Annotated in this window: 9 protein-coding genes; 4 read left to right on the top strand and 5 right to left on the bottom strand. The window is 55.7% G+C overall.

The genetic code is table 11. The features are described from left to right. Window positions 1-20: 20 nt before the first annotated feature. Window positions 21-1,232, bottom strand: coding sequence for a histidinol-phosphatase (hisN, locus tag OSO_RS42690; RefSeq protein ID WP_010582972.1), 1,212 nt, complete (start codon window positions 1,230-1,232; stop codon window positions 21-23). A gap of 420 nt (window positions 1,233-1,652) precedes the next feature. Here hisN and OSO_RS0108410 point away from each other — a divergent pair, with 420 nt between their 5' ends. Further along, on the top strand, window positions 1,653-2,147 hold the full coding sequence (locus tag OSO_RS0108410) for a hypothetical protein (RefSeq protein ID WP_010582973.1): 495 nt from the start codon (window positions 1,653-1,655) through the stop codon (window positions 2,145-2,147). Window positions 2,148-2,261: 114 nt separating this feature from the next. Beyond that, on the top strand, window positions 2,262-3,353 hold the full coding sequence (locus OSO_RS0108415; protein ID WP_010582974.1) for a DUF1559 family PulG-like putative transporter: 1,092 nt from the start codon (window positions 2,262-2,264) through the stop codon (window positions 3,351-3,353). A 123-nt stretch (window positions 3,354-3,476) separates the two neighbouring features. Here OSO_RS0108415 and OSO_RS0108420 read toward each other — a convergent pair whose 3' ends face one another. The 4 genes from OSO_RS0108420 to OSO_RS0108445 form a co-directional block, all read right to left on the bottom strand. After that, entirely contained in the window at window positions 3,477-4,022 is a 546-nt protein-coding gene (locus OSO_RS0108420) for a cysteine hydrolase family protein (RefSeq protein WP_010582975.1), read from the bottom strand. 213 nt (window positions 4,023-4,235) lie between these two features. Then, a complete protein-coding gene (locus tag OSO_RS0108430) occupies window positions 4,236-7,679 on the bottom strand; it encodes a pyruvate carboxylase (protein ID WP_010582977.1) in 3,444 nt (1,147 codons plus the stop codon). A gap of 459 nt (window positions 7,680-8,138) precedes the next feature. Beyond that, window positions 8,139-8,843, bottom strand: a complete 705-nt coding sequence (locus OSO_RS0108440; protein WP_010582979.1) for a 16S rRNA (uracil(1498)-N(3))-methyltransferase — start codon at window positions 8,841-8,843, stop codon at window positions 8,139-8,141. A gap of 13 nt (window positions 8,844-8,856) precedes the next feature. Further along, window positions 8,857-10,143 carry a glucose-1-phosphate adenylyltransferase gene (locus OSO_RS0108445; protein ID WP_010582980.1) on the bottom strand — a complete coding sequence of 429 codons (1,287 nt, stop codon included), beginning with the start codon at window positions 10,141-10,143 and terminating at the stop codon, window positions 8,857-8,859. Between the two features lie 416 nt (window positions 10,144-10,559). Here OSO_RS0108445 and OSO_RS0108455 point away from each other — a divergent pair, with 416 nt between their 5' ends. Then, complete coding sequence (locus tag OSO_RS0108455) at window positions 10,560-11,972, top strand: DUF1501 domain-containing protein (protein WP_010582981.1); 1,413 nt, start codon at window positions 10,560-10,562, stop codon at window positions 11,970-11,972. 205 nt (window positions 11,973-12,177) lie between these two features. After that, a complete protein-coding gene (locus tag OSO_RS0108460; protein ID WP_010582982.1) occupies window positions 12,178-13,599 on the top strand; it encodes a DUF1501 domain-containing protein in 1,422 nt (473 codons plus the stop codon). Window positions 13,600-13,871 lie beyond the last annotated feature (272 nt).

Below are 13,871 nucleotides of genomic sequence, written 5' to 3' on the forward strand. Positions count from 1 at the left end.
AAGGATCACCCCGAGACAGGTCAGTCCACGACCAATTCGACTCCACTACCCGCCTCGGAGCCACCCTCGCCATGTTCGCGGAAGAGATCCATCAACCAGTCATAGACTGTTGAGCCACGATGCGCCCTGGCAACGTCCAAATCATATTCCACGGAAGCCTTGTTGGAGGGATGACACCGCTCCAAATGTTGCTCCAATTGCCGAATCGTTTCCGGGTACCCAAGTCGCTGGCGCGAGATGGTGGCGTTCTTCCACTCCAATTGAAATCCACCTGCCGGAGTACCAAAGCCACCGCGCAGCAGATCATTGAGGGCGCTGAGATTCCGCCCCCACTCGACCCCGGGAATCAGCACGCGACTGATTTCGTCGTAGAATTCTTCGAGCGTGCTGAAATTGTCCCCGTCAATCACATACTTTTTTTTTAAGAGGCTTAGGACCGTGTCCTTCAGCCCGGGGACAACGGACAATCCGCTACCGCCGTAGATCGTCGCTTCGCCTGTCCAATCCACAAAGTGCCCGCCTGCTTCCTCCAGAATCGGAACCAAAGCGGCAGCATCCCAGGCATTCAGTGAAGGATCGACCATGAGTTCAGCGCGCCCCGTGGCCACCAGGATATGCCCGAAGCAATCACCCCAGCCACGCGCCAATTGAACCGATCCAATCAACGTTTCGTACGTGTCGCGACGACCGATGTTGTACCATCGCGAGGGGTTCGTCGTGCAGAAGGTGGCGTCGGCAAGTTCCGTCACGCCGCTGACACGAGCCGGACGTGGTTCCTCGTCGCCAATCTTCCACCAGGCTCCCGTGCCCTTTGCCGCATAGACGACTTCGTTGAGCGCCGGGAATCGACAGACACCGACGACACATTTCGTCCCGTACTCGATACCGATCAATGTCCCGAACAAGGGGACCCCATGCACAAAGGACTTCGTGCCGTCGATCGGATCAAGAATCCAGCGAAATCCGGTCGTTCCATCCTTACCGGGGAACTCTTCCCCGAGAATCGCATCGTCCGGAAATGCAACGGCAAGCCGATCACGAATCAAAACTTCGGTCTGCTTGTCGGCTTCAGTCACGGGAGTTGCATCTCGTTTCCGCTCAACGACGAGATCGGCAGATTGGTAGTAACTCAGAATGAGTCCCTGAGCCTCTTCCGCCACTCTCAGGGCGAATTCAAGGCGCGACGCGAGATCTTCAGGAGACGGCTCAGTTGCTGCAGCGGGACGGGTCACAGGCGTTTCCAAAAAACGTGAACGAAACCAGGATGGTGAAATTTAGCGACGAAATGCGATTTACGCGACTGATGAACCCCTCGTTCGTCGACATTCATCAACGAACATTCCCGCCTGAAGGAGCACCTGAATGCCTCGGACGGTCTTGAAGCAGATGCGTTCCATGTCGTGTCACATCCAGTCTGAATCTTCGCGCCATTTTTTCAGACGTCATCCCTGAGTCACCGACGACACCGTGACCAGATTGGAATGAGATGCACGCTCTCATCTTGGATGACTTCCACCGTCGTCAAACCCATTTGACGAAAACTCGAAATTTCAGCGTTTGTTCATCTTTTCTTCATTGTCCGAAGAGATCATCCGCCACCTCGAACTAGATGCTCTTTCGAACACTAAAAAAGCCAGCTGGAAGCGATTGTGATGAAGACACGTGGCAAGGAAATTCGTCTCCGCCATACAGGCCTCATGAAGGCGACCGGCTTTTTCCTGTTGAGTTTTGCACTTGTTGGATGTGGGTTCGGGACGAGTAAACCATCCGAATTGCACAATCTCGCTCCCGTCGTTGGTCGGATCACCTTCAAGGGCCAGCCGACAACCGGCGCGGAACTGATTCTGTTCGACATGGGCGTCGACGGCGATCCCACGAGCGGTACACCCGTGACTAAGGCCACGGTTGGCGGAGATGGCAAGTTCTCGGTCCAGACGATCGTTTCGAAAGGTACTGCCAACGGTGCGAAACCCGGCGAATACGTCGCGGCCATCTCGTGGAAAAAGCCCCTGCGTCCCAATGATCAGGAGAGTGACCTTGGTCCTGAATTGCTGCCAAAAAAGTACCAGGACCCGGGCACATCAACCGTATTGATCTCCGTCAAACCAGGGCGAAATGAACTCGAGCCAATCGAATTGAACCCCTGATCCTTCCGACGACTTCTGCAAATCGAATTCGCGGAAGCCAAAGTCGAACCTCGTGAACTTGATCACTCGGACTGCACTGACGCAGCCGGATTGCTTTTTACCCAGGAGACTGTCATGACGAAAACGCGAAACCGGCAACGCCACCACAAAGGGTTCACACTGATCGAGCTACTGGTCGTGATCGCGATTATCGCCGTGTTGATCGCGCTGCTTTTGCCTGCCGTCCAGCAGGCCCGCGAAGCCGCTCGCCGAACCCAATGTCGCAACAACCTCAAACAGCTTGGTCTGGCGTACTACAACTACGAATCGACCTACAACACCTTCCCGATGGAGAAAATTGATTTCACCGGGGCCACCCCGCCAATCAACTTTCAGCAAAACTGCAATCAAATGGTCCTGCCGTACCTGGATCAGGTACCGCTGTATAACCAGTTTAGCTTCAACACGATTTGGTCCGATCCGTCGCAATACACTCTGACCTCAACCAACCTGACCGTTTTCCAATGTCCGTCGGCTCCGTCGAAGGAATCCCGAACAAAACCCAGCAGCGTGACGCCTGCTGTTGAAAATCCGACGGGATATCCTTACCCGACTGCCGTGGGTGGATATGGTGTTTGCGATTACATGGCTCTCAGTGGTGCCCGTGCGAGTATCTGGGGTGCCACCGGCAATACGATCCCGACGACCGCTCTCTCGCCCGTTTTGACGCTGCCAGGAAATGCCCCCAGCACGAAAGAAAACCGCTTTACGAGCGTCATGCACAGCACCATGTCACGGACAATCGCCAACGTCACCGACGGATTGTCAAACACCATGATGATCGCGGAAGCTGCCGGTCGCCCTGCGATTTATCAAACACGAAAACGCATTGTGGCTCCCAATGTCGTGACCAAAGACGGATGGGGCTGGGCAGATCCCGGCTTCTCGGGTGCCATCGACGGCAGCACCGACGACGGTGTCACGATCAACAACGCCAAGAAGGGCAACGCACCCTTGACCAATGCGACCGCTTGTCCCACGGGTGCTTGCGTCGGAACGTGCTTTGTGAATTGCGTAAATGACAGCGAACTGTACTCGTTCCATATCGGCGGCGTTCAAGTCTTGATGGGTGACGGTTCGGTTCGATTCGTCAGCGAGAACATCGGTGCCATGGTTTTGGCGGCCATCGTCACGGGTGACGCAGGCGATCAAGTTGGCGAGTTCTAAACCAACTGAGAGCGATCCACTGAAGTGCTTAACGGCCGAGGAACTCCAAAGTTCCTCGGCCGTTCTTTTATTGTGAGTGATGCAATGTAGATTTGCGGTCCGCACAGGCAATAACAGCGACACCTAGATGCGCTCGATCCAGGCCTTGGAATCGAGAACCTCGCTGATCATCATCTGCTGAGCACACAGAATCGATCGATGCAGCTCTTCCGCCGTGACAGCTCCGGCCGAATTCGCAACAGGCAATGTCCCCGTCGCGTCGGAGAGAAATTCAACGTTGTATCCCCGATGCATCGCCTGACGAGCTGTCGTATCACAGCAAATGTGCGTCATGTAACCGCAAATCGTCAGCGTGCCGATTCCTGACGATTTCAGCCATTCTTCCAGGCCCGTCAGCGTGAAGCTGCCAGGCAACGTCTTGTCGATCAACAGATCGTAGCGTCGCTTCTCAACTTCGGGGTGCAGTTCCCACTCTGTCGATCCCTTCCGGAAGATCGGCGAGTCACTATCCAATTGATGGTGTCGGATCACGACGGTCGGCAGGCTCTTCTTGGCCGCAGCATCCATTACGCCAAGAATCTGTTCTAGGTGACCGGTAGGGTGCGTGATTGGCAGTGCGCCGGTGAAGTACTCATTCTGCACATCAATGACCAGCAAGGCACGATTCATGTGAGTCTCCTGCGAACGGTGGCGAGCAGCACGTGGCAAGTCTTCGCCAAATGATCAGGCGAGACTCGGCCCAAGTAAAGACCAAGTCTCGCCCGAAATCTTCTCGAAACGAAGTCATTCCTCGTTCCACTTCTTCACAATGATGGCCCTGTGTGCCGAGGCGTGACACAAGGCTGATCTTTCCGATGTCCGAAGACATGGAACACACATCGTCTATTCCATCGTCATCAGCAAATCACCTGCGGCGACCTGTGTCCCTCGTTTGACCAATACCTGAGCAATCTTACCGTCACGGTCGGCCGTCAAATTCGTTTCCATTTTCATGGCTTCAAGACTGAGCAGCTTTTGACCCTTGGTCACACTGTCGCCAGCTTGAACGGCGATGGTCGAGATCATCCCAGGCATACTGGCCCCCACATGTTTGGGATTCGCCGAGTCCGCTTTGATATTGGCCGAAGCCTTTGGTTCGAGCGACTTATCGACCACCGTCACATCGCGCGGCTGTCCGTTCAATTCGAAGAAGACGGTCCGCTTCCCATCTGGATGTGGGTCGCTGATCGACAAGAACTTCACAATCAGACGTTTACCCGGTTCGATATCGAACGAAATTTCTTCGCCTGGAGCCTGTCCGTAAAAGAACACCGGTGTCGGCAGACAACTGGTGTCGGAATTGACCAATTGATGCTCGCTGAATTCCTCGTAGACTTTCGGATACAGCAGCCACGTTACGACGTCACGATTCGTCGGCTCACGCTTAATGATCTTGCGAACCTTCTCGGCAGCAGAAGCAAAGTCGGCTGGAAGCAGACTCTCGCCAGGACGACCGGTGACCAATGGACGATCGCGCAGAATGCGCCTCTGAACTGCCAGAGGGAACCCACCAGGTGGTTGCCCCATCTTGCCGCTGATCAAATCGATCACGCTTTCCGGGAACGAAAGATCCTTTTGTTCGTTCAAGACATCGGCCGACGTCAACTCGTTCGCCACCATGAAGAGCGCCATATCGCCAACGCTTTTCGAGCTTGGCGTCACCTTCACGATATCGCCGAACAACTGATTGACCTCGGCATAGACGCGGCAAACTTCAGGCCAGCGATCGGCCATCCCCAGCGCTTTCGCCTGCTGGTACAGATTGGTGTACTGTCCGCCCGGCATCTCGTGCTGATAAAGATCGGCCGTAGCGGGCAGCATGACGGTTTCAAATGGCTGGTAATACTGACGGACCACCTCCCAATACCGGGCGAGCGAATCCAGATGCTCGGTTTCAAGCCCCGGGTTACGGTCCGAGAAGCGGATCGCTTCGACCAGCGTGTTGAGGTTCGGCTGAGACGTTCCGCCCGACATCGGGGCGAGCGCCGCATCGGCAATATCCAGCCCGACGTCGCTGGCGAACAGAATTGACGCGGCTTGAATCCCGGCGGTGTCGTGCGTGTGGAAATGGATGGGAATCCCAATTTCCTCTTTCAACGTCTTCACCAGCTTGGCGGCAGCAGCCGGTTTGCAAAGCCCTGCCATGTCCTTGATTGCCAGCAGGTGAGCCCCGCCTTTTTCCAGCTCCTTCGCCAGGTTGACGTAGTACTTCAGGTCGTACTTGGGTCGCCCCGGATTCAGAATGTCGCCGGTGTAACAGATCGCAGCTTCGCACAGCATTCCGGTTTCGCAGACGGCGTCCATCGCCACACGCATGTTCGGCGCCCAGTTGAGCGAATCGAACACTCGGAACACGTCCATCCCCGCCTGCGCGGCTTCCTTCACAAACTCGATCACGATGTTGTCGGGATAGTTCGTGTATCCCACGGCATTCGAAGCACGCAACAACATCTGAAATAGAATGTTGGGGACTCGTTCACGAAGCTGAACCAATCGATCCCAGGGGCACTCTTTGTTGAACCGCATGGCAGTATCAAACGTCGCCCCACCCCACATCTCCAAAGAGAACAATTGAGGACACAGCCGAGCATAGGCATCGGCAATATTGAGCAGATCGTGTGTGCGGAAACGCGTTGCCAGCAGTGACTGGTGCGCATCACGCATCGTAGTATCGGTGATCAGCAATTGCTTCTGATCGCGTACCCATTGTGAGAACTTCTTCGGCCCCAACTCCTTGAACTTGTCGCGGGTGCCAGGAGGAATCGGTGCGTTCAGATCGAGCTTCGGCAAGGGTGCCGGACTTCGATCGACTTTCAGTGCCGCGGAGGCATGCACTTTTCCCGTGTTCAGGATGGTGTCGGCCAGGAACGTCAGCATCTTTGTCGCACGGTCTTTTCGCGGCGCGAACTGGAAGAGTTCCGGTGTTTCGTCAATGAACCGCGTCGTGAACCCGCCATTGATGAACTTCGGATGCGTCATCACCTTGATCAGGAACGGGATGTTCGTTTTCACGCCACGAATACGAAACTCTTGCAGCACGCGTTCCATCCGCTTCGCGGCATCGCCAAATCGGCGGCCGCGAACCGAGACTTTGACGAGCAGTGAATCGTAGAACGGATTGATGACCGCCCCCGAAAACGCACTGCCGCTATCCAGTCGTACGCCGGCACCGCCTGCCGAGCGGTAGTGCGACACCCGGCCATAGTCAGGCATGAAGTTGTTCGAAGGATCTTCGGTTGTGACGCGACATTGAATCGCAAAGCCATTTGTTTTGATGTCGGCCTGCGACCCCAAGTTGATTTCGGGATCGTCGAGCGGAACCCCCTGAGCCACCAGAATCTGCGATTTGACGATGTCGATCCCCGTGACTTCTTCGGTCACGGTATGTTCGACCTGGATTCGTGGATTGACTTCGATGAAGTAGTAGTCGTTCTTTTCGGTGTCGAACAAGAATTCGACCGTGCCCGCATTCTGATAGCCGACGGCACGTCCGATCTTGATGGCCGATTCACAGATCGCGTCGCGGATCTTGGAATCCAGGAATGGCGCGGGAGCAATCTCGACCACCTTCTGGTGCCGGCGCTGAACCGAGCAATCTCGCTCGAACAGATGGACCAGATGGCCGTGCTTGTCGCCGAGCAGCTGGACTTCGATATGACGCGGTTGCCGGATGAACTTTTCCACGAAGATGTCCGGCGACCCGAAGGCCGTCATCGACTCGCGCTGAGCCTGATCGAAGAGTCCCGGCAAATCCTCGGGCTTGAGGACGACACGCATCCCGCGTCCACCACCGCCATTGGCGGCCTTCAAAATCACGGGATAGCCGGTCGCCTCGGCCAGCTTCTGACCATCCGCGACGTCGGCGATTGGCTTCGAGCTGCCACCTAGCACCGGCACGCCGGCCGCCCGGGCGATCTCGCGCGCCGTGATCTTGTTCCCCAACGATTCGAGAATCTTGACGGTCGGACCAACGAAAATGATTCCGGCCTCGTCACATGCGGCGGCCAATGCTGGATTTTCCGACAGGAATCCATAACCGGGATGGATGGCGTCAACGCCAGCCAGCTTGGCAATTCGAATGATCGCCGGAATATCGAGATAGGCTCGAATCGGTTCGCCGGGGGCACCAATCTGATAGGCCTCGTCCGCTTTGAACCGGTGCAATGCGTAACGATCTTCGTGCGTATAGATCGCGACCGTACGGATTTGCAGTTCGTGAGCCGACCGGCAAATACGAATGGCGATTTCACTGCGGTTGGCAACGAGTAACTTCTTAATCGTCTTCATTCAAAGGAGATCTTTTTTGTCGGGAGCGATCAAACAAAAACGAAACGCGCGTCCAATAGGATACTTGACCTCCGTTGCAACTCGCAAACGACTCCGTTTCGTCAAGGCCGTTCTCAACGCAAAGAATGTCGACGGCGCGGGCTATCCTGGCACCATGCCCAGATTTTCGCACTGCGTCCATTGCATGCCGCAAACGGCAACGCCGTAAAGGATTTTTTCGCCGGTTTTCGTGTGCCGCCGGCTCAGCCCATGCTCCTGCTCCAACCACTTTGATTCATCGCAGGACAATGACGCCCGTCGAGAGATCAAACAAAAGCGTCCTTTTGAGTGGCAATCGCCGTTCCATTTCCATCAACCAGGATGCACTTCATTCCAGAATCTAAGGGCACTTGCACAGTCAGTGGTACCTAAAATATGTTGAAATCAAGGCACAGGCAGGCACGACTTGGGGACACACGATTACAACAGAATCTTTGCCGCAAGCGCCAGCGCCGCCGTCTCAATCCGCAAAATTCGCGGGCCAAGTCGGATGATTTTTGCTCCATGAGTCACAGCCGACTGAACTTCGTCATCACTGAACCCGCCTTCAGGGCCAATCGCGGCGATGATTGCGCGGCTGGACGATTTCGCGTCTTCGCTGACGAGCCCCACGTCTGCCCCCCTGGGGTGCGCAATTAAAAGCTCGGCCGCGGGATCGTGATCGCGTAAAAATTCAGTCCACGCGACGACGGGCGTAATTTCCATCAGATGGTTTTGACCCGACTGCTTGCATGCGGTGATAACCGTTTGTCGGAGCTTGTCGAGTTTACTGTCGCGTGGGTCAACCACGCTGCGGGTCGTCGTTAACGGAATCACTCGAGCGACCCCCAGCTCCGTCGCTTTCTCGATCAGCCATTCAAAGCGATCCCCTTTGGGGACGCCGGTGGCCAGAGTCAGGAGCGTCAACGGCACGGGATCGCGCCGCGACGTGAGAATTTCGAGGTCCGCGTCTCGCTTGCGAACAGCCGTGATTCGACAAATCGCTGCAAGCCCCCGTCCGTCGAAAAGCTCGACCTGATCACCCACATCATGCCGCAACACATGAACGAGGTGATGGGCTTCGGTCTCGACCAGGCGGACGGAACCAAGCTCGCTGAGATCGGAACAATAAAATCGATGCGTCATCGTGAGATTCGAATCACAGTCGCCAGCCGTCAGGCAACGTTGTTTCTTTAGGGATGACGATAATTCCATCCTGGATGACGACGGGCGGACGCTCCGTCACAGTGCACGATTCACCGCCTTGAACGTGGACCCCTTCTCCAATGCGACAATTCTTATCGACGATGACTCCGTCCAGCATGCTGCCATCGCCAACCCCCAGAATGGGGATCCTTTTGGCAATATCAGACTGAACTTCTTCTTCCGTCTGATACATGTCGGCACCCATCAGAATCGAATTCGCGATGGTGACGTTCTTGCCAATCTTACATCGCAATCCGATCACGCTGTTTTCAATGATCGACCCTTCGCCAATCACGCACCCATCGGCAATCAAACTGCGTTTGATGTGCGCACCATCGCAACGTGTCGGTGGCAGCGAGCGTGCATGCGTGTAGATCGGAAAACGCTGATCCTCCATCTTGAATGGCGCATTGGGCAGGGTCAGATCGAGGTTCGCTTCGTAGAACGAGCGAATCGTTCCGATGTCTTCCCAATAACCATCAAACAGATGGACGTGCACGTTGTGCGTTCGGATCGACATCGGAAAGACTTCTTTGCCGAAATCCTGGTAATCCGATTTCGACAGCAGCTCGACGAGCGTATCCATATTGAAGAGATAGATTCCCATGCTGGCCAAACAGTCGCGTCCGTGACTCTTGATGCCACGCGCGTCGATCCAGGCTGGGTCGGTTCGAACGAGCTTGTCAATCTCTTCATCACACTTGGGCTTCTCGAGGAACCCGCGAACGCGGCCCGTGTCGTCGACGCGCATGATCCCGAATCCGCGCGCCGCTTCGCGTGTCACCGGCAGAGCGGCGATCGACGCATGTGCTCCCGATTTCTTGTGGGTCTCGAGCATTTCGGCAAAGTCCATCCGGTAGAGTTGGTCACCGGACAGAATCAAGACGTACTCGATCCCGCTTTGTTCGAAGTATCGCAGATTCTTGCGAACAGCGTCGGCGGTGCCTTCGTACCAGTTGTGCCCTTCCATCGTCTGCTGCGCGGCCAGGATTTCGACGAAGCCGCCGTCAAAACGATCGAACCGATACGTCTGTCGGATGTGGCTATGCAAACTGGCGGAGTTAAACTGCGTCAGCAAATAGATGCGATTGATTTCGCTGTTGAGACAGTTCGAAATCGGGATGTCGATCAGGCGGTACTTTCCCGCGAGTGGTACAGCTGGCTTCGATCGAAGCTGCGTGAGCGGAAACAACCGAGTGCCTTTTCCGCCCCCCAGAATCACAGCCAGCACGTTTCGCATGTCGACATCCTTCAATGATCTGATGGCACGCAGCCAGTTCAACGTTGCTAAGACACAAGCGAACCCCGAATCCGGGAACTCTCGAATACGCCGACAGGGTTACGAATGTGTGAGCGGTAAAGATAGCGATTGAGTCTGCGAAACGGGAGCAAGCATTCACGAAATCGCAGAGACTCCACTCCATCGGTGCATTTTTGAGGCCATTTGACGGCATTTCGTGCGTCCCTCATCGCTGCCGGAAACCACGTTGAAACTGTGCAATAAATCAAATTCGCCTCAATGTTTCCCACCATTCGACTTGTGAGAACCTGGGCTCGTGAATTGGCGTGGTGTTGCATGCGCTGGACGGGTAGATTGGAATGTCTGCTCGTCTGCACCGCTTGACCGCCAAATAACTCGTGTACGAAAGCCAACCAATGCTTCGGGTGTTTGGGCAACCAGTTTGCTGGAAAGGGAAGCTCTCGCGTCGGCAGGTGTTACAAGCGGGAATGCTGTCGATCGGAAGCTTGGGATTGGCCGACCTTTTCAGGTCCACCGCCCACGCGCGCTCAATCCGCCGCGCCAAGCATTGCATTCTGATGCTGCTCAATGGTGGACAGGCGCAGCACGACACATTCGACATGAAACCGCTGGCACCGGACTCGATCCGCGGCCCTTATCAGCCCATCTCAACGAGTGTGCCTGGCATCCAGATCTGCGAAAAGCTACCGCGGCTCGCCCAATTGACGCACAAGATGGCGATCATTCGGTCGATGCACCACCATTTGCTCGCGCACAACAGTGGGGCCGCCTATGCGCTCAGCGGGCACTCGCCTGGAACGGATCAGGATATTTCACCGAAACCAACGGATCACCCAACCTATGGTTCTGTCATCGCCAAGGTTTTGCCTTCGCCAGAATCGATGCCGAGCTTTGTGCTGACCCCGACGTATTTGTTCGATATGGGATTTCCCACTCCCAGTGCCGGGGGTGGCTGGCTGGGTAAGGCTTATGACCCGTTTCCTGTCGTTCGCAATCGGATGATGGCCCGTTCACCTGAATGGCAAGGAAAACTGCCCATCCCCGACGCCCTGCAGTTGCCCGATGCGGTGAACGCAGATCGTTTGCTGGCGCGGCGAAACCTTCTAAAAACCGTCGATGAAACCTTCGCCGATGCTCATCGCGTCGCCGGAATGCAGACACTCGACAGCCATCAAAACAAAGCGATGCAGTTGATTCTGTCGTCGAAAACGCAAGCGGCGTTTGATCTCAGTCGCGAATCTGCGGAAACCCACGACCGATATGGGCGATTCGAAATGGGCCAGGTGATGCTGCTCGCCCGGCGAATGGTGGAAGCCGGAGTGCGATTTGTCACTGCGAACGCGGTCTCAAACCCCAAGAACACCACGCTTTCCGCGTTTCAGATCTGGGACACGCACTTCGACCACTTTCGAGTTTACAACGAAAATCTGTTGCCCGAGTTCGATCAATCCCTGTCAGCCCTGGTCACGGACCTTGAGGAACGCGGACTGCTTGATGAAACATTGATCGTCGTCATGGGTGAATTTGGACGGACGCCCAAGATCAATACGGCGCAGGGCGGTGGACGCGATCATTGGTCGCGCGCCTACTCGATTCAACTGATTGGCGGTGGAATCCAGGGTGGCGTCGCCTACGGAGCGACGGATCAACACGCTGCCGATGTCACGGATTTTCCCGTCCGACCTGATGACATCGCGGCGACGATCTTTGAATCGCTTGGAATTCAGCACGATCTCATGCTCTATGACCAAAATGGTCGGCCCCACAAGATTTCAGAAGGGCACCCGTTGACGGCGCTGATGACATGATTTGCCGGTGGCATCAGAGGCACACCGTGCCAACGGCGCGATGGGAAAACGCAGAATCTGATGGATCGATTCTCGCTGATTCACGTCGAAGTTCGGCCACCAGAATGCTAGACTGAGTTGACCAGCGGTCAGGGCCGAATGACATTCGCAAAGGGCTCGCAAACCGCTTTGCACTCCGTCGCAGTATTTCTTGGGAATCGCCTTGATGACAGCGTTTGATCTTGAACGTTCTCGAAACATCACACGTCGGTGGTTCTTCGAAGATTGCGGAGTGGGATTGGGTTCGGTCGCCCTTGGTTCGTTGCTGGGCCAGACCGCTCAAGCCGCTCCCGCGGGGCTCGATCCGCTCAGCCCCAAGCATTCGCACTTTGCACCGAAAGCAAAACGCGTCATCTACCTATTCATGGCCGGCGCCCCCTCGCACCTGGAGCTATTTGACAATAAACCAGAGCTGGCGAAATGGGATGGCAAGCAGCCCCCCGCCGAGTTGATCAAGGACTATCGAGCGGCGTTTATCAATCCAAACTCCACGTTACTTGGTCCGAAGTTCAAGTTCGCCCGTCACGGTCAATCGGGAGCAGAACTGTCGGAACTGCTACCTCACCTCGCCACGGTGGTTGACGATATCGCCATCGTCAAGTCGATGGTGACCGACGCATTCAATCATGCCCCCGGTCAAATCATGATGAATACCGGGGCACAGCAGTTTGGGCGTCCCAGTCTGGGTGCCTGGTCACTGTACGGGCTGGGTAGCGAATCGCAAGATTTGCCCGGATTCGTGGTCTTCAGCTCTGGCTCGAAAGGCCCCAGCGGCGGTCAGTCAAACTGGGGCTGCGGCTTTCTGCCAACGGTCAATCAGGGCGTGCTGTTTCGCTCAAGTGGCGAGCCGGTGCTGTTCCTCGACAACCCACGCGGCGTCGATCGAACGGTTCAACGTGAATCGCTCGACTCACTCAGGCAGCTGAATCAAATTCGCCTGGGAGTCACCGGCGATCCCGAAATCGCCTCACGCATCAACTCGTATGAGATGGCCTATCGCATGCAGGCCAGCGCGCCGGAATTGATGGACATTTCGAACGAATCACCACATGTGCTGGAAATGTATGGCGCGGAACCCGGCAAGCCTTCGTTTGCGAACAATTGCCTGCTCGCACGACGGCTGGTCGAAAAAGGCGTGCGGTTCGTGCAATTGTTCCACGAAGCGTGGGACCACCATGGGGGACTGGTGAATGGCTTGAAAGATCAGTGTGGGAAAACCGACCAAGCGGCAGCCGCCCTGATCAAGGACCTCAAACAACGTGGCCTGTTGGAAGACACGCTGGTCATTTGGGGCGGTGAGTTCGGGCGCACACCCATGGTTCAGGGTGGAAACGACGGTCGCGACCACCATCCCAATTGTTTCACAATGTGGATGGCCGGTGGCGGAATCAAACCCGGGATCACGATGGGTGAATCCGACGAGTTCGGATTTAACGCGACGGAAGATCGCGTCCATGTTCATGATCTGCACGCGACGATCCTGCACCTGCTCGGTTTCGATCATTCAAAGCTGACGTACCGATTTCAAGGCCGCGATTTCCGTCTGACCGACGTCCACGGAAACGTCGTCACAAAGCTGCTCTCATAGTCCAGGAGTCTGTTGGGTCGGCGCCAACCCAATAGGTTGGATCTTCGTTCCCAAGTCCCGCACTGAGAGGCCGACATCCGATCGTCCTAGGACGATCCTTCAAAACGGGGGGGGCGCCGAGCATCGTAACGCCATAACGCTTTTCGGCTCGCCAGACCCCTCTCTTCAGTGGTGCTCTCATCAGTGGTGCCGAAAACCCATCCCAAAAAGTCCTTCATGGCGTTGCCACAAACGGCTGAAGTTCAATCAAATTGTCAAAGATCAGCCTCACG

Source organism: Schlesneria paludicola DSM 18645 (assembly GCF_000255655.1).
In the GTDB taxonomy this organism is placed as follows: domain Bacteria; phylum Planctomycetota; class Planctomycetia; order Planctomycetales; family Planctomycetaceae; genus Schlesneria; species Schlesneria paludicola.